The organism is Neotamlana sedimentorum, assembly GCF_000943565.1.
Classification (GTDB): Bacteria; Bacteroidota; Bacteroidia; order Flavobacteriales; family Flavobacteriaceae; genus Neotamlana; species Neotamlana sedimentorum.
Window position 1 is genome coordinate 160791 of the sequence record NZ_JTDW01000006.1, and the last position, 19096, is coordinate 179886.

The following is a 19096-nucleotide window of genomic DNA, read 5'->3' on the forward strand; positions in this document are numbered from 1 at the left end:
TCAATAATAATAAAAACCAGCATAGTGCAGGATTGAATTGTGATAATCTTAACTTAAATTGGCTATCGTCATAATTGTTTAAAACACATATCAACGAAAATATGATTAAAAAATATAAGCATGTTAATTATTTGTGGGATGAAAAAAAAGCTAAGTCCTTAGGAGACGACCAAATTGCCTTATTTCTTTATCGTTCAAACATTTTAGGTGCAGACTTGAGAATTACAAACTATGGAGGAGGAAACACCAGTTGTAAAACCATAGAAAAAGACCCTTTAACAAATGAAGATGTTGAAATTATGTGGATAAAAGGTTCTGGCGGGGATATTGGCACCTTAACACGAAGCGGTATTGCTGGGTTATACACTAAAAGATTGCGCGATTTAAAAAAAGTTTACCAAGGTATAAATGACGAAGATCGCATGGTAAGCCTTTTTAATCATTGTATATTCGATTTAAATAGTAAAGCGCCTTCTATAGACACACCTTTACATGGTTTACTGCCATTTGCACACATCGATCATTTACATCCAGATGCCTTAATTGCAGTTGCTGCTGCCAAAGACAGTGAAAAAGTAACTAAAGAAATTTGGGGAGATACAATGGGTTGGGTGCCTTGGCAAAGACCAGGTTTCGACCTTGGTTTGCAATTAGAAAAATGTTTAAACGAAAATCCCGGAATTAGGGGAATTGTTTTAGGCAATCATGGTGTATTTACTTGGGGAAACACATCTTACGAAAGTTATATAAATAGCCTAGACGTAATAGAAAAAGCCTCAGAATTTATAGAACAAAAAATAAACAAAAAAGGTTCCATTTTTTCTGGTAAAAAAACTGATAGTCTTCCAAAAGACCAGCGTTTAGAAAAAGCCGCTCAAATAATGCCTATTCTTAGAGGTTTATGTTCATCTGAACAACGAATGATTGGACATTTTTCGGATAGCGAAACGGTATTAGAATTTATAAATAGTAACGACCTACAAAGACTTGCTCCAATGGGAACATCTTGTCCAGATCATTTCCTTCGAACAAAAATTCAACCTTTAGTATTAAAATTAAGCAAGGAAGAAGACTTAACAAATACTGAAGCTTTATTAGAAAAATTAAAACCTGAGTTTAACCAATACAGAAAAGAATACACAAACTACTATTATACTTGTAAAAACGATAGTAGTCCGGCTATGCGTGACCCAAATCCGGTGATAATAATTTATCCTGGTGTTGGTATGTTTAGTTTTGCAAAAAACAAACAAACAGCACGAGTTGCAAACGAATTTTACGTAAATGCCATAAACGTAATGAGAGGTGCAGAGGCAATAACCGAATACACATCTTTACCTCGACAAGAAGCATTTAACATAGAATATTGGCTGTTAGAAGAAGCTAAATTACAGCGCATGCCTAAAGAAAAACCACTTTCCAGAAAAGTTGCACTAATTACAGGTGCTGGTGGTGGTATTGGGAAAGCAATTGCCGATAAATTAGCAGCCGAAGGAGCCAATGTGGTACTAACCGATATTAATGAAGAAAGCCTCATAGCCGCAAATAACACTTATCCAAACGACACTTCTACATATGCCGTTTGCGATGTAACAAACCCAAACTCTATTGCCAGTGCTTACAAAAAAGCATGTTTAAGTTTTGGAGGCATCGATATTATTGTACATAGTGCCGGATTAGCAATATCTAAACCATTAAATGATACAACGGAAAAAGACTGGGATATCTTACAAAATATTTTAGTAAAAGGCCAGTTCAACTTAGCTAAGAAATTTTCATGTATTAATAAAAAACAAGGTTTAGGAGGAGATTTTATTTCAATAGCTAGTAAAAACGGCTTAGTAGCTGGCCCTAATAATGTAGCATATGGCACAGCCAAAGCTGCCCAACAACATATGGTTAGATTATTAGCCAGCGAAATGGCAAAAGAAAAAGTTAGAGTAAACACGGTAAACCCAGATGGCGTTATAATTGGAAGTAAAATTTGGCAAGGAGCTTGGGCAGAAGGTCGCGCAAAAGCCAATAACATAACCATTGAAGAACTACCTGCCTTTTATGCAAAGCGAAACTTACTTAATGAAATAATTACACCGCAAGATATAGCTAATGGGGTTTTTACACTTGTAGCTATTTTAAACAAGTCAACAGGAAACATAATAAATATCGACGGAGGAATGGCCAATGCTTTTGTTAGATAATAAACTTAGTTGTCAATTAGTTTTTTTAGCAAAAAACTTCCATGGCAAATTCAAATTTAAAATGGAAGTTTTTTATTTATTAAAACTACAACGTAAATTTCAATTTACACCTTCTAAATTATTACCACCACATGAAACTAAATAAGAGTCAAATACAAGATCAGAATACAAAATCATTAAATTCTATTGAAGAACATTTTAATTTCACTGCAAACATCCTCGACAAAAAAGGTATCGATGTAAATGCAGTAATTAAAAAACTACAAAACCTTAAGGTAGCTATTCCAAGTTGGGCCTTAGGTGCTGGGGGAACACGATTTGGAAGATTTTCTTTTTTTGGTGAACCAACAAATCTCGAACAAAAAATTGAAGACATTGGGGTTTTAAACGCATTAACCCATACTGCTGGAGCGGTTTCACTACACATACCCTGGGATATCCCGGAAGATTACAACGGCATTAAAGCATTAGCCAACAGCTTAAATATTACTTTCGACGCTGTAAACTCAAACACCTTTCAAGACCAAAAAAACGCAAAGCACAGTTATAAATTTGGGTCTTTAAGCAATAATTCAAAAGATATTAGGCAACAAGCCATTCAACACAACATAGATGTTATAAATATTGGCGAAAAGTTAGGTTCGAAAAGTTTAACAGTTTGGTTGGCCGATGGCTCTAGCTTTCCTGGACAAAACAACTTCCAGACTGCCCTAATTAACACCGAAAATAGTTTAAAAGAAATTTATAGTAATTTACCTAAGAACTGGACAATGTTAATTGAATACAAACCCTTTGAGCCTAATTTTTACAGTACCGTAATTCAAGATTGGGGCACTTCGTTTATGCTCGCCAATGCATGCGGAGATAAGGCATATTCGCTAGTAGATCTTGGGCATCACCTACCAAATTGTAATATTGAACAAATTGTATCTACCTTAATGTACAAAGGTAAACTTGGAGGTTTTCATTTTAACGACAGCAAATACGGTGATGACGATTTAACCGTTGGAAGTATTAAACCTTACACTCTATTTTTAATATTTAACGAGTTAGTTTACGGTATGAAAAACAATACCCAAAACCCCGATTTAGCTTGGATGATTGATGCTAGCCATAATTTAAAAGACCCTTTAGAAGATTTACTTCAATCTTTAGAAGCTATTCAAGAAGCCTACGCTAAAGCTTTACTAATAAATCAAACCGAATTAAAAAACGCACAACTAAACAACGATATTGTTAAATGTCAAGAAATTTTACAAGACGCTTACCGAACCGATGTAAGATCGTTAGTCGCTAAAGCTAGAATAAATCTTGACAGAGCTATAAACCCAATTGAAACATATAGGGCTTTAAAGGTTAGAAATGAATTAATTAAAGAAAGAGGTAAAAACTCTATAGCAACCGGTTTATAATAATTTTCATGATTGAAGTAACAGCTATTTTCGATATTGGAAAAACAAACAAAAAATTTTTTCTGTTTGATGAGAATTATAAGCAGGTTTATAAGGAATATATACAATTTGATGAAATAAAAGATGAAGATGGACATCCAACCGAAAACCTTGCTCAACTTTTAAATTGGTTAAAAACTGTTTTTGAAAAAATATTAAAATCAAAGGATTTTAATGTAAAAGCTATAAACTTTTCAACCTACGGTGCAAGCTTAGTTCACTTAGATAAAAACGGGGAGGTTTTAACTCCATTATACAATTACACTAAACCAATAGACGAAACAATTGTAAATTCTTTTATAAAAAAATATGGCCCTAAAGAAGATTTTTTAAAAACAACAGGATGTTTTAATTTAAACCTTTTAAACTCTGGATTACAACTTTATTGGTTAAAACAAAGTAAACCCACGGTATTTAAAAAAATAAAACACACCTTACACTTCCCACAGTATTTAAGTTATGTATTTACTGGAATTCCTCTTAGTGAATACACCAGTATTGGTTGCCATACGGCATTATGGGATTATACCAAAAAAGATTATCATGATTGGGTATACAAAGAAAACATCAACACTATTTTACCAACCATAGTTTCTACAGAAACAAGTATAAACATGAACTATAATGGTAAAAGAATTAAAATAGGAGTTGGAATTCATGACAGTTCATCTGCTTTACTACCCTACGTTCGAAGCATTAAAAAAAAGTTTGTATTAATTTCAACAGGCACCTGGAGCATCACACTAAACCCTTTTACAAATCAGCCTATAATAGAAAACAATCAAGAAAAAGATTTTATAAATTATATGCGAATTAATGGAAAACCTGTAAAAGCAACTCGTCTATTTTTAGGGAACGAATATAAAATTCAAATTAACAAATTACATAAGCACTTTGGAGTTCCAGAAAACTATCATCGTCAAGTAAAATTTAATTACGAAATCTTCACTAAGATAAACAAGAATTTCAAACACATGTTTAAATGGGAAAGCTTAACAGAAAGTAAAATGCCAAAAAAAACTACGATACCTAATACAAGTTTTGATGAAGCCTACCACCAACTCATGCTTGAATTAGTTTTGCTTCAAATAAAAAGTATAAAAGACGTTATTGGTAACGACGAAATAAAAGATTTATATGTAGATGGCGGATTTAGCGACAACGATTTATACATAAACTTATTATCTCATTTTTTTAGAAATACAAAATTACGAACTACTGATGCGTCATTAGGTTCTGCTCTAGGAGCTGCTATTTCAATTTCAGACAAAAAACTAAATTCTAAGTTTTTAAAAAAGAATTATTCACTAAAAAAACACGTCCCCTTTATTATATCATAAAACAGACCAAACTAAACTAAAACTTAATTATTCATGAACCTAAAAAATAGCAAAACTACAAATGTAAATACAAGTTATAGCGGTGAGTTTGAACGAACTCCAGTACCCAAAGCAAAATTAAAAAGTTGGACTAGTTTTTTAGGAATATACGCAGGAGAACACGCTGCTGGCACCGAATTTTTAATTGGCCCTTTATTTCTTACTGCCGGTGTAAGCGCCTTTGATTTAATTGTTGGCTTACTTTTGGGCAATTTTTTGGCAGTACTTAGCTGGCGGTTTTTAACTGCAGAAATAGCAATAAAATATAGATTAACCCTATATTATCAACTTGAAAAAATTTGCGGCAAAAAACTTGTTATTGTATACAATCTGGCAAACGGTATTTTATTTTGTTTTTTAGCAGGCTCCATGATAACAGTTTCAGCAACTGCCGTTGGAATTCCATTTAATATGCCAATGCCCAAATTAACCGACACTATGCCAAATGGACTTACTTGGATTGGTATAGTAATATTTATAGGCATTGTTATTTCCATAATTGCAGCAAGAGGCTATAATACTGTTACAAAGGCAGCTAATTGGATGGCACCATTAATTGTTACAGGATTTATTTTATGTGGAATAGTAGCTTTAAAACAATTAAATGTAAAAAGTTTTACCGATTTTTATAATATTTGGGGGGAAGGTACGGAGCCTTTTCCAGGGCAAATTAAATATACGTTTTGGCATGTTGTAATTTGGTCTTGGTTTGCTAATGCCGCCATGCATATTGGCATGTCTGATTTATCTGTTTTTAGGTTTGCAAAAAAGTCTTCGGCAGGCTGGACCACAGCTGCGGGAATGTATATTGGCCATTTTATGGCGTGGATTTCGGCGGCCTTATTATACGCCGTGTACCTTAAATCTCCTGAGGCATTAGCTATTTTAAATCAAGGTGAAGCACCTCCTGTTGCTCCTGGTCCTTTAGCATATAACGCTATTGGTGTTTTTGGAATTTTGGTGGTTGTATTAGCAGGATGGACTACGGCAAACCCTACAATTTACAGAGCTGGTTTAGCTTTTCAAGCTGTGTTTCCTAAACTCACAACATCAAAAGTTACATTTTTAGCAGGTTTAGTAGCCACAATTGCCGGTATTTTTCCCGCATTTGCAATGAAACTTCTTAGCTTCGTTGCTTTATATGGCTTTATTTTAGCTCCAATTGGAGCCATAATTGTTTTCGAGCATTTCTTTGCAAAAAAATACAGAATTATTGAAAATTACGCCGAAATAAAAGGATTAAATTTTAATAAATCAGTACTATATGCTTGGGCACTTAGTTTCGGTATATTTTATTTTTTATCTGTTCAATTCAATATATTTTTATCTTTCCTTACGCTCCCTGCGTGGTTGTTTTGCGGAGTGCTTTATTTAATATTTAGCTATTATTTCCATAAATAAACAGATGAAGCTATTACTTCGTTTTAAAAAAATTATCAGTTTAAATTTTAAGACGCCTTACAACTCGTAACACTTAAAATATCAACAAAAATGAGATAACATCATAAATATGCAGGATTGAGCAGGATGCTTTAAAAAAAAGTAAATTTTATTTTTATTAGCACCAAATCCAACCTACTCAAAATTAACAACTAAACTCATTTTTATGAAAAAAAAATTATTTCAAAAAATGCGCATTTTAAATTATTCTTCAAAAAATGTGCATTTTAAATTATTTAGTCTAATTCTCGTTTTAAGTACGTGTTTTAGTACTACAAGAGCTTATAGCGACGAAGTTTCTATAGCAAATAAAGATCCCTATTCCATTCAAAATTTAATTGTATCTGGAATAATAACAGACAGTAACAATATTCCATTACCTGGTGCAAGTATTTTAGAAAAAGGAACCATTAATGGTGCCTATTCAGATTTTGACGGAAACTTTTCAATCGAAGTTACTAGCGAAAACCCTACATTAATTATTTCATACGTAGGCTATGTAACACAAGAGATTACGGTTAACAATCAAACGAATCTCAGTATTATTTTAGCTGCCGACGCCCAAAGTCTGGACGAAGTAATTGTTGTAGGTTACGGAACTGCAAAACGAAAAGATATTACTGGTGCAGTAGAACGAGTTACACTAGAAGATTCTCCAGTTGCATTATCGTCTAACACCAGTATTTTACAATCAGTTAGAGGAGCAACTCCTGGTATTAATATTGGAACTCAAAACCAAGTAGGGCAAACTCCAAGTATTATAATTAGGGGGCAAAACTCAATAAATGGAAATAACGACCCTTTAATCGTCCTAGATGGAATTGTTTTTCTGGGAAGCGTAAATGACATAAACCCAAACGATATTGCCTCTATTGATATTTTAAAAGATGCATCTGCAGCCGTAGTTTATGGTTCTCGCGCAGGTAACGGTGTTATTTTAATAAATACTAAAAAAGGAAAGACATCTAAGCCGGTTATTAAATTATCTTCAAATACTGGTGTTAATGTTTGGCAAAATAAACCTAACCTTTTATCAAGAGACAGTTATTTAGAAAAATATGCTACCCAAGTTGGAGCTGCTTCGGTAAACGACATTGTTTGGGAAGAAGAATACAGAAACGTTTTACAAGATGAAGGTGTCGATACCGATTGGATCGATCTTGTATCTCGTACAGGTACCATTCAAAAACATAATGTTTCGGTGTCAGGAAGGTCAGATAATTTTAATTATTTCTTTTCCGGTGGTTATGAAGAACAACAAGGTGTTATTTTAGGCGATGATTTTAATAGAATATCCTTAAGATCAAGACTTCAAGCCGATGTTACCAATTGGTTAGAAGTTGGTATAGATGGTTCTTATACCAACAGTGATTTTTCTGGAGTAACCGCAAATCTTGGACAGGCTATGGTTATGGCACCAATTGGATATCCTTATCGATATGATGGACAACCATTCAATACAGCCTCTAATACATCTACCGCTTTAGAAAGATATCCTACCGCAAACAATGTGCAAAGCCCATTATGGGGAACGGACGGAACACGCGATTTATTTGACAAAAGAAATTATTTTAGGTTAGCAGCAAATGCAACGGTTAAAATACCATGGATTGAAGGGTTGAAATACACCGTAAACTATTCCATTAGTTCGCAATACAGAAGCTTAGATAGTTTTTACTATGAAAGTTATTATATAGGACTTCCAACAGAAGGAGAACCCTATTTTAATAGGTACACACAGGAAGCAATTCAAGCCAACCTTTCGCAAGCTAACGGGTCTAACTCACGTTATAAAGATTATAATTATGTAATTGATAATATTATTAACTACAATAAAAGTTTCAACCAGCATAATATAGATTTAACTTTAGTAGCCACACGTGATTACAGAAAAACTGATGTATCTACCTTATCTGGTAATAATTTTGCATCCTTAGGTAATACAAGTTTAGGCGTAAACGGTCTTACATTTGCCGAAATACAAAATAATTCTTACGATATTACAGAGAGATCTAATGTGGGTTACTTAGGAAGAATAGCTTATGGATTCGACAATAAATACAATATTACTGCTTCGGTAAGACGTGATGGCGCATCTGTATTTGGTGAAGATAATAGGTTTGGCACATTTTGGTCTGTAGGCGGTGCCTGGACAATAACTGAAGAGAACTTTTTAAAACCAAATAAAATATTAAACTATTTAAAAATAAATGCCTCGTATGGCACAAATGGCAACCAAGGTTTAGATCCTTATGAAACACTTTCGGGTGTTATTACTGGCCAACCAGGAGATATTGAATATGCTTTTGGAGACAACCCTTCTGTTAGTGAATTTGGTATAGAACAAACAAGCTTAGGAAACACCGAATTAGGTTGGGAATCTACAACGTCTTTAAACTTCGGGATTCATACAAGTTGGCTTGATAGCAGAATTAATTTAAATGCCGATGTTTATTTTTCTAAAACAAGAGACCAGATTTTTAATAGAAATATTCCCAGTACAAGTGGGTTTACTTCAATATTAGCAAGTTTAGGTCAAATTGATAACCAAGGGGTTGAAATTTCTCTAGGAACTACTAATTTTAAAACAGATAACTTTACATGGACTTCCAATTTAGCCTATTGGAAAAACAGCAATAAAATAGCCGAATTATATGGCGATGATATTGATGGCGATGGTATTGAAGATGATGATATCTCAAATAGTTTATTTATAGGCGAATCTCTTGGAGCCATTTATGGTTACGAATATATTGGTGTAGTTCAAGAAAGTGATGCGCAATACATTGCCGATACAGGAGCCGAACCAGGAGATGCCATGTATAGAGATTTAGATGGTGTACCGGGAATTACTGCAGATGGAGACCGGAAAATTTTAGGATTCACAACGCCCAATTTTAGAATGTCTTTAGCCAACACCCTAAATTATAAAAATTTAAGTTTATACTTTCTATTTACTGGAACATTTGGTGGTAATGGGTATTATTTAGGCTCTAACCCTAGACAAAATTCTTTACAAAACAGGTTTGATTACAACGATATTGATAATGGCGCTTGGTGGACACCAGAAAACCAAAGCACTACAAACTTAAGTCCTGATTTTAACGACTCAAGATACCTTGGTTTACAATCACGAGGGTTTGTTCGTCTGCAAAATGTAAACCTAAAATACAGTTTCGATTCAGACTTTTTAAAGAAATTAAATATAGGAATAGGATCCTTAGATTTATATGCAAATGCCGACAACCCGCTTGTAATTACAAATTGGTTTGGTGGTGGCGACCCAGAACGAGGCGTATCTGCGCAAAGTGGCACTTTACCTGTAATGACAGCTTATACTATTGGTTTAAACGTTAGCTTCTAATAAAAAACATTATGAAAAAATATTTAATATATAAAATAGCAATTATAGCAGTTATACTTTTAAATCTTAGCTGCGACGATGAAGAATTTTTAACTCAAGATCCAGAAACTTTTTTAACAGTAGATAATGTCTTCACATCTGGAGTGCAAGTAGAACAATTAGTGCTTACAATGTATCAACAAGACAGGGCACTTCATGGGTATATAGATAATAATCAAGGTCGTGTAATGTATGGTCAAGGTACCGATGTTTTTACCGTGCCAACATTTAGAGAAAATACAAATTTTAGCGATTACAACTCTACAATCACCCCAAATGCAGGTCGATTATATAATATTTATACCGATTTGTATCAAATGATTTCAAGAGCCAACTTAGCCATTTCCTTAGCAGAACGAGATGATATTCAGTTTGAATCTGAAGACGTAAGAAGTTATGTAATTGCCCAAGCCAAATTTTTTAGAGCCAAAGCACATGGGCAAGCAGCCGAACTTTTTGGCAGAGTTGCCATAGTAGATGAACCAACAACAACTGTAAGATTTGATTACGAACAATCTGAAAGATTTGAAATTTACCAATTTGCAATAGACGATTTAGAATCTATACTTGATGATTTACCAGAAACCACAAATGAACCTGGCAGAGTTGTAAAAGGTGCAGCTCAACATTTTTTAAGCGAATTTTATTTAGGATTAGGTATTGAAACCAACAGTGATGCAGCCTACGATCAAGCTATTAATTATGCATCCGATGTAATTGATGGTGGCATTTACTCTTTAATGACTACTCGCTTTGGTTCTAGAGCTTCAGAACCAGGTAAAAACGTCTGGTGGGATTTATTCCGTTTAAACAATCAAAATTATGCCGATGGTAATACCGAAAGCATATGGAACTATCAATTCGATTACCAAGCATATTTAGCAGGTGATGAAGGCGCAAGATTAGCATTACCCTATTATTTAAGCCCAGTATGGCGAGCTATTCCCGGAGTTATTGGAGAAGACGAATACACTGGAGGTCGTGGCGTAGCCTTTTTAAGACCAACAGAACTAACAGAAACCATAATATGGGAAGCCAGCATTTCTGATGGCGATATAAGAGGAGACGAAAGCAATATTAGACGCACCGTGTATTACAATGATCCAAGTTACGAAAATGGATCGCTTGTTGGTGAAATCGTACCTCAAGAAGAACTGGATGCTGCCAATATTGGGCTAGCAGATGGCGCTTATTTCCCGATATACGAAAAGTTTACTACCGATCAATTTGAAGGTTTAGATGATGGAGAAAGACGTCAAAATATCTGGAGAGATGATTATGTTATTAGACTCCCCGAAACCATTTTATTAAGAGCTGAAGCTAAATTAAGAAAAGGTGATAATCAAGGCGCTGCTGATGATATTAATATAATTAGAGAAAGAGCTCAATGCAACATACTAGCTACTGCCGCTATGGTAGATTTAGACTTTATATTAGATGAAAGAGCTAGAGAACTTTTTGGAGAAGAAAGTAGATGGAATACCCTATTACGCATGGGTGGAACTATTGCTTCTGATCGTATTAGAGAATATGCAAGATACGACTATCAAAGAAATAGTTTAACTTTCGATTTTAACACTTTCCCTATTCCTCAAACGGTTATAGACAGAAATAAAGATGTTGTTTGGGAACAAAACCCAGGTTGGGAAAACCGCTAAATAATTAAATTTATAACCACAAAGGGCCGAAACAAATATTTCGGCCTTTTTATATTTAACATTTTTAAAATCTAGCTGGTATTTTAATCTACTTTAAAAACAAAAAAGCCTTATCTAATAAAAGATAAGGCTTTTGTACTGAAGGCGGGACTTGAACCCGCACGACCTAATGGTCATTGGATTTTAAGTCCAACGTGTCTACCAATTCCACCACTTCAGCAACTTGGTATATTTTAGAAAGTATCAGAGCGAAAGACGGGATTTGAACCCGCGACCCTCACCTTGGCAAGGTGATGCTCTACCCCTGAGCTACTTTCGCAGTCTTTTAATGAACAAACAACCTCTCGATTGCGGATGCAAATTTAAACCTTTTCTTTTAATTACAAAGCCTTTTTTAAAAAATTAATAAAAATAATTTTAGGCATGTTTTTTCTTAACCAGCATCCGTTTTATTTCATTTAATTTCATCAATGCTTCTACCGGTGTAAGTGTATCAATATCAGTATTTAAAATTTCGTCTTTTATATTTTCAAGCAAAGGGTCGTCTAAATTAAAAAAACTAAGTTGCATATCGTTTTCTAAAGTTTTCACCTTATTGGTTAGTTCTTCACTTGAATGCGATTTCTCTAAACGATTTAAAATTTTATTGGCGCGTTGTATTACTAACTGTGGCATACCTGCCATTTTTGCAACATGAATACCAAAGCTATGTGCACTACCGCCTTTAACCAGTTTTCTTAAAAACAATACATTATCTTCTAGCTCTTTTACAGATACATTAAAGTTTTTAATACGCTCGAAAGTTTCAGTCATTTCGTTTAATTCGTGGTAATGTGTTGCAAACAGTGTTTTTGGTTGCGCGGGGTGCTGGTGCAAATATTCACTTATTGCCCAAGCTATGGAAATACCATCGTAAGTACTTGTGCCTCGCCCAATTTCATCAAGCAACACCAAACTTCTATCGCTTATATTATTTAAAATTGAAGCCGTTTCATTCATTTCTACCATAAAAGTAGACTCGCCCATCGATATATTATCGCTCGCTCCTACTCTGGTAAAAATTTTATCAACTAAACCAATTTTAGCTTCTTTAGCAGGAACAAAACTTCCTATTTGAGCCAATAACACAATTAAGGCTGTTTGACGCAAAATAGCCGATTTACCAGACATGTTTGGCCCTGTAATCATTATAATTTGCTGCTCTCTTCTATCTAAAAAAATGTCGTTAGCAATGTATGCTTCACCAATTGGTAATTGTTTTTCTATAACTGGATGGCGTCCCTCTTTTATTACCAATTCGAAAGAACCGTCAATGGTAGGATAAACATAATTATTATCGCTTGCTAATTGTGCAAAACCACACAAGCAGTCTAACTGCCCAATTAAAAACGCATTTTGCTGTACCGATTTAATGTACAAATTCATCCAACTTACTAAATCGGCAAACAGTTTTTGCTCAATGGCTAAAATACGTTCTTCGGCACCTAAGATTTTGGTTTCGTATTCCTTTAATTCTTCAGTTATATAACGCTCTGCACTAACCAAAGTTTGTTTTCTTACCCACTCGATGGGCACTTTGTCTTTATGTGTATTTCTAACCTCGATATAATATCCAAAAACATTATTTGAGGCTATTTTTAATGACGGAATACCTGTGCGCTCGCTTTCGCGCGCCAACATTTTATCGAGATAATCTTTACCAGATTGCGATAAATTTCTAAGCTCATCTAACTCTTTAGAAAATCCTTCTGCAATTGTATTTCCTTTTAAAACATTTACAGGCGCATCTTCATTTAATGTCTGTTTTATTTTTTCACGCAGCACATCGCAACCCTGCAACGTATCACCAATAACTTTTAAAGAATCGTTTTCACAGTTTGAGGCTATCGATTTTATAGGAACAATAGCTTCTAATGAATTTTTAAGCTGAATAACCTCACGAGGATTAACTTTTCCGGTCGCCGTTTTTGAGATTAATCGCTCTAAATCACCAATGTGTTTTATATGATTTTGTATACTTTGAAGCGTGCCGTTTTCAGTTTTTAAAAAATGTACTACTTCATGGCGTTGCTTAATTTTATCACTACTTTTTAAAGGTAAAGCCAACCAACGTTTTAGCATACGCCCACCCATTGGCGAAATAGTTTTATCAATAATATTTAAAAGCGTTACGGCATTATTATTTGTAGAATTATATAACTCTAAATTACGAATGGTAAACTTATCCATCCACACATAATCACCTTCAGTAATTCTGGCTATTGCAGTAATATGCTTTAATTTATTATGCTGCGTTTCGCTTAAATAATGAAGAATTGATCCTGAAGCAATAATGCCCTCGTGCAAACCATCTACTCCAAATCCTTTTAAAGTTTTTGTATTAAAATGCTTTATTAAAGTTTCGTTTGCATAATCGGTTTGGTATACCCAATCTTCTAAATAAAAGGTGTGTAAATCGTCTCCAAAAGTGTCTTTAAAAATGGTTTTTTTCTGTTTAGAAACTAAAACTTCACTCGGGCTAAAATTCTGAATTAACTTATCAATATATTCAGCATTTCCCTGTGAAGTTAAAAACTCGCCAGTAGAAATATCTAAAAAAGAAATTCCAATCGTTTTTTTATCAAAATATACCGAACATAAAAAATTGTTGCTTTTTGATGTGAGCACCTCATCATTTAGCGCAACACCTGGTGTAACAAGTTCGGTAACACCACGCTTTACAATGGTTTTAGTTTGCTTAGGATCTTCTAACTGATCGCAAATTGCAACACGCTCTCCAGCCTTTACTAATTTTGGCAAATACGTATTTAAAGAATGATGCGGAAAACCAGCCAAAGCTGTTTCGTTTTCACTTCCAGCGCCACGTTTGGTTAAAATAATACCTAAAATACCAGCCGCTTTAACCGCATCGTCTCCAAAAGTTTCGTAAAAATCTCCCACACGAAACAGCAATAAAGCATCAGGATATTTTGCTTTAATGGCATTATACTGCTTCATTAACGGGGTTACTTTTTTCGCTTTTTTCGCCAATTGTAAAGTGATTTTTAAATGTTATTTTTGCTTCGAAACCTATCGAGATTGTAAGATTGCTAAAGTAGTGTATTTTCAACTTTTTATTTAAACCGAAAAATGATATTTATTTACAATTTGCGATAGATTTTCAACAATTACCAATGTTGTTGCAAACCTAATAATATCAAAACTTTTATAAGATTTCCGCTTTAAAGGAAATAAAAAACAAATAGTAATGCGTAAACTAAAAAATAGCGAATTAAACAGACTAAGTGTTGAAGCTTTTAAAGTTACAGAAAAAACACCTCTAATTATTATTCTAGATAATATTAGAAGCTTAAACAACATTGGCTCGGTTTTTAGAACAAGTGATGCCTTTTTAGTTGAAAAAATATATTTATGCGGCATTACAGCAACACCTCCACATAAAGACATTCACAAAACCGCCTTAGGCAGTACAGAAACTGTAAGTTGGGAATATGCCGAAAACACAAATGACGTTATTGAAAAACTAAAAGCCGAAAACGTAAAAATTTGCGCTATTGAACAAGCCGAAAACGCAACAATGTTAAACGATTTTACAGTTGAGACTAACACAAAATATGCACTTGTTTTTGGTAACGAGGTAAAAGGTGTAGCTCAAAACGTTGTAAACGAAAGCGATTACGTTATTGAAATCCCTCAATTTGGAACGAAACATTCCTTAAATATTTCGGTGAGTTGTGGCGTAGTAGTTTGGGATGTTTTTAGTAAATTGAAAACTTTACAAAACTAAATTTGAACAAAAAACCCAAAACACCATGGCCAACAAAAGATGCCATGACTCAAATTTACGACTTGCACCTTTGGGGAGGAAACGACCATGATTTTTATTCGGGTGAAGGTTCTCACGATCCCGAAATTATAAATCCGTATATAGAAATTGTTACTCGTTTTTTTAAATCTTTCGACAAACCCATAACTGTTTGCGATTTAGGCTGCGGAGATTTTAATATTGGGAACCATTTTTACAAATACACAAAAAACTATATCGCAATCGATATTGTTGAGGCATTAATAACACGAAACCAAGCCAGATTTCAAGCCGAAAACTTAACATTCAATTGTCTCGATATTTCAAAAGACGAACTTCCAAAAGCCGATTGTATCGTTTTAAGACAAGTGCTTCAGCATTTATCGAATGCCGAAATAGAACTCATTGTTAAAAAATTACAACATTATAATTACATTTTACTTACCGAACATATTCCAACGGGCAACTTTACAGCAAACATCGATATTATTTCGGGCCAAGGAAACAGAACTAAAAAACAAAGTGGTGTAGATATTTTAAAACCGCCTTTTAACCTAAATATTACCAGTAAAACCATACTTAATTCGCACATCTTAAAAAATAATAAAGGCGAAATAGTTACAACACTTTTTAAAATATAATTAAAACTTGATTTAACCCCCGAATAATAATAACTTAGCTCGAAACCAATGTAATAATGGGCTTTTTAGTTTTACTTATAATTTTAGCCATACCTTTTCTACTTGTATTAGTAAACTTTATAACTTATATGGTTAGAGGCAAAATACTAACTAAAAAGAGTATTTGGCAACCTATAGCAATGCTCACTTTTATTGGTTTTCCGTTTTTATTTTTTATGTTTTTTGATTGGGGATTAGAAAACAACTGCTGCACTGATAGTCCTGCGTTTTCACCCGAAAACAAATTTGGCGTTTATACACTTATTATAATTTGCATTATAGCGTATGCCTTTTCTAGTTTTAGGACCACCATTTTTGCTCCCATTCCAGAACTACTTTTAAATACTTTATTAATTCTTGGATTAGTAATAAACGGCATTATGATGTTCCATATTAAACCTATAGAACTTGGCGGATTAATGATTTTAATTGGCAACACCCCATTAATTTTACTTTTAATACTTCAACTTCATGAAAATCACTTATTATTACTTGAACACAATCAAAAAAATAAAATTGCTTCAATTAAATTATTGGACAGAATTTGCTTCAAAGTTTTATATTTAAAACCATTAATAAAATATCCCGTATTAATCATATTACTGGTTCCTTTATTAATAATTTTCTCGCTTTTATTGTTTCTATTCGGACAAAAACCAGACACCTTAATACGTGCTTTTACAGACACTTACAAACATGGTTTTTCTCAACTTGATTATTTATGCGATAATGTTAACTGCGGCGGACATTTTTTATGTTCGGTGGGCGCATTAGGCAATAAAAAAATAGTAAAACCTATAAGATTAGGGGAAAGAAATAATGAAAAAATAATTTGCAACAGGCAGCTTTTAATTTCGAATGCATTCGAAGAATTAATTCTTAAAAAATCGCCTAAAGCACATTATTTTCTTAGAAAGAATTATAACAAAATTGGAGCTAAAATTCATAAACATTATTACCTATTTAACAACCCTAAGGTTTCTAACATGGTTTATATTTTAATGAAACCTTTGGAATGGATTTTTCTATTTACGCTTTATTGTTTTGATAAAAACCCAGAAAACAGAATAGCCATGCAATATTTAAACCCAACAGACAAGCAGAAAATTAAAAATGGTTACTCGCCACAAACCTGCTCTAAAACCCAAATATAATCGGCTCTATTTTTAACAAAATCCTTATCGGAAACATCAATTATTTTTACGTTAAAGTCGGTTTGAGTTTTTAAAAACTCGAGATAGCCAGTATTAATTTTTTCAAGATATTCGTCGGCTATGTCTTGTTCGTATTTTCTACCACGTTTTTTTATGTTTTGTTGTAAACGCTCGGTATTTTGGTATAAATACACATACAATTCTGGTTTAGTAATATCCTTGTACATTAAGTAAAATAATTTTCGATAAAGCTTAAACTCATCTTCTTGTAAGGTGATTTTTGAGAATATTAACGATTTAAATACATCGTAGTCGCTAACCACGAAATTTTTAAATAAATCGAGCTGCTCTAAATCGTCGCTAATTTGCTGATAACGGTCTGCCAGAAACGACATTTCAAGCGGAAAAGCATAACGTGAAGCATCTTTATAAAATTTTGGTAAAAACGGATTATCGGCAAAGCGTTCTAGTATTAATTTTGCATTAAAATCGTGTGCAATTTTGGTTGCTAAACTCGTTTTTCCTGCACCAATATTACCTTCAATAGCTATGTAATTAAATTTGGCTAAATCGAAAGCTTTAGCAGGGTTTTTTAACCAAACATTTAAAGGCTCTAATACCGATTGATCTTCGCAAGTGTTTAATAATTCTTCAACCGTGGCATTAAATATTGGATGATTTATTTTAGGCGCAATATCTGCTAAAGGCTGCAAAACAAACTTACGTTTGTGCATTTCGGGGTGAGGCAACTGTAGTAATTTTGTATCGACAATTTGGTCTTCGGCAAAAACCATATCTAAATCAATAGTTCTCGCTTCATAAACATCTGCTTTAGTACGCGTTCTACCCAACTCTGTTTCTACGGCTAATAACGTACGAAGCACTTTTGCCGATTTAAATTGACTTTCTAAAATAAGACAACAATTAAAAAAATCGTCACTCTTAAACCCTAAGGCTTCCGATTTATACACCTTAGAAATCAATTTCACATTCCCAATTTGATGGTAAATAGCCTGTATCGCCGCTTGTAAATTTTTAAATTTATCGCCTTTATTACTACCAAGTGCAATGTAATATGTTGTGATATTATCCATAGAAGACGGCAAAATAACTAAAACAATTTTTATTCCTTTATATTTACATGAGTTAATTATTCACAATTATAAATGACAGATAAAAACAAACTCGCCGCACAGCGCATTTACATACTTTTGGGCGCTTTATTTATTACTTCGTTGGTGGTTTCTAACCTTATATTTCAAAAATTTTTTTATTGGTATCCATTTAATATAGAAGTTTTTGGCAGTAAACTATTCGAAATTTCGGTTGGTATATTACCATATCCAATTACATTTTTAATAACCGATTTAATTAGTGAGATTTACGGTAAAAAAAGAGCTAACGATATTGTTGTAGCTGGAATTTTTGCTTCGCTATTTTCCTTGTTAATTATTTATGTTTCAAGTGTTGTTCCTGCTACATCTTGGTCGGCCATTAACGACGTTTTATTTAAAAAAGTGTTTGGCAATTCGGCTATAGCCGTTTTTGCAAGCATGTTAACCTATTTATTTGCTCAGTTTGTAGATATTCAAATTTATCATTTCTGGAAACGAACCACTAAAGGCAAGCATTTATGGTTGCGTAACAACTTTTCAACCTGGTTTTCGCAATTTATAGACACGCTAACCATTGTGTTTTTATTATGCTCGTTTGGTATTATTGAATGGGCAAATTTTAAAGGTTTACTTGTTAGTGGCTTTTTATTTAAAGTGCTTGTTGCTGCTTGCGATACACCATTTTTATATTTAGGGGTGTATTTATTTAAAAAACGTTTCAAATTAAAAACAAACGAAGAAATTAATTTACTTTAAAAGCTTCAAATGCGCTAAAATATTAACAAAATGATAAGATAATGTTGTCGTCCATTA

General features: G+C 33.5%; 12 protein-coding genes and 2 tRNA genes. 10 read left to right on the forward strand and 4 right to left on the reverse strand.

Going from position 1 to position 19096, the window contains the following annotated elements; genetic code table 11:
• The first annotated feature begins 101 nt into the window (after positions 1 to 101).
• The 6 genes from PW52_RS10250 (at position 102) to PW52_RS10275 (ending at position 11529) form a co-directional block, all read left to right on the forward strand.
• Positions 102 to 2198: a bifunctional rhamnulose-1-phosphate aldolase/short-chain dehydrogenase gene (locus tag PW52_RS10250; RefSeq protein WP_044632851.1), complete on the forward strand. Its 2097-nt coding sequence runs from the start codon at positions 102 to 104 to the stop codon at positions 2196 to 2198.
• A gap of 131 nt (positions 2199 to 2329) precedes the next feature.
• On the forward strand, positions 2330 to 3610 hold the full coding sequence (locus PW52_RS10255; RefSeq protein WP_044632852.1) for a sugar isomerase: 1281 nt from the start codon (positions 2330 to 2332) through the stop codon (positions 3608 to 3610).
• Between the two features lie 8 nt (positions 3611 to 3618).
• On the forward strand, positions 3619 to 4989 hold the full coding sequence (locus PW52_RS10260; protein ID WP_044632853.1) for an FGGY-family carbohydrate kinase: 1371 nt from the start codon (positions 3619 to 3621) through the stop codon (positions 4987 to 4989).
• Positions 4990 to 5022: 33 nt separating this feature from the next.
• Complete coding sequence (locus PW52_RS10265) at positions 5023 to 6429, forward strand: purine-cytosine permease family protein (RefSeq protein WP_044632854.1); 1407 nt, start codon at positions 5023 to 5025, stop codon at positions 6427 to 6429.
• Positions 6430 to 6634: 205 nt separating this feature from the next.
• A complete protein-coding gene (locus PW52_RS10270) occupies positions 6635 to 9832 on the forward strand; it encodes a SusC/RagA family TonB-linked outer membrane protein (protein WP_044632855.1) in 3198 nt (1065 codons plus the stop codon).
• An 11-nt stretch (positions 9833 to 9843) separates the two neighbouring features.
• Entirely contained in the window at positions 9844 to 11529 is a 1686-nt protein-coding gene (locus PW52_RS10275) for a RagB/SusD family nutrient uptake outer membrane protein (protein ID WP_044632856.1), read from the forward strand.
• A gap of 136 nt (positions 11530 to 11665) precedes the next feature.
• Here PW52_RS10275 and PW52_RS10280 read toward each other — a convergent pair.
• The 3 genes from PW52_RS10280 to mutS all read right to left on the reverse strand — a co-directional run bounded on the left by PW52_RS10280 (position 11666) and on the right by mutS (position 14559).
• Positions 11666 to 11749: transfer RNA gene (locus PW52_RS10280), tRNA-Leu, on the reverse strand.
• 27 nt (positions 11750 to 11776) lie between these two features.
• Positions 11777 to 11848, reverse strand: a tRNA-Gly gene (locus PW52_RS10285).
• Positions 11849 to 11946: 98 nt separating this feature from the next.
• Positions 11947 to 14559, reverse strand: a complete 2613-nt coding sequence (gene mutS, locus PW52_RS10290) for a DNA mismatch repair protein MutS (RefSeq protein ID WP_044632857.1) — start codon at positions 14557 to 14559, stop codon at positions 11947 to 11949.
• 217 nt (positions 14560 to 14776) lie between these two features.
• On the opposite strand from mutS, the gene PW52_RS10295 reads away from it, so the two are divergent.
• From PW52_RS10295 to PW52_RS17165, 3 genes are read left to right on the forward strand one after another with little or no spacing between them, the layout of a single operon-like run.
• Positions 14777 to 15316, forward strand: coding sequence for an RNA methyltransferase (locus PW52_RS10295; RefSeq protein ID WP_044632858.1), 540 nt, complete (start codon positions 14777 to 14779; stop codon positions 15314 to 15316).
• Between the two features lie 2 nt (positions 15317 to 15318).
• On the forward strand, positions 15319 to 15975 hold the full coding sequence (locus PW52_RS10300) for a class I SAM-dependent methyltransferase (protein ID WP_240475177.1): 657 nt from the start codon (positions 15319 to 15321) through the stop codon (positions 15973 to 15975).
• A 56-nt stretch (positions 15976 to 16031) separates the two neighbouring features.
• On the forward strand, positions 16032 to 17168 hold the full coding sequence (locus PW52_RS17165) for a DUF6688 domain-containing protein (RefSeq protein ID WP_052823457.1): 1137 nt from the start codon (positions 16032 to 16034) through the stop codon (positions 17166 to 17168).
• Here PW52_RS17165 and folK read toward each other — a convergent pair.
• Positions 17132 to 18262: a 2-amino-4-hydroxy-6-hydroxymethyldihydropteridine diphosphokinase gene (folK, locus tag PW52_RS10310; protein ID WP_044632859.1), complete on the reverse strand. Its 1131-nt coding sequence runs from the start codon at positions 18260 to 18262 to the stop codon at positions 17132 to 17134. The genes PW52_RS17165 and folK overlap by 37 nt on opposite strands.
• Before the next feature lie 72 nt (positions 18263 to 18334).
• Here folK and PW52_RS10315 point away from each other — a divergent pair, with 72 nt between their 5' ends.
• A complete protein-coding gene (locus PW52_RS10315; protein ID WP_044632860.1) occupies positions 18335 to 19039 on the forward strand; it encodes a queuosine precursor transporter in 705 nt (234 codons plus the stop codon).
• Positions 19040 to 19096: the final 57 nt, after the last annotated feature.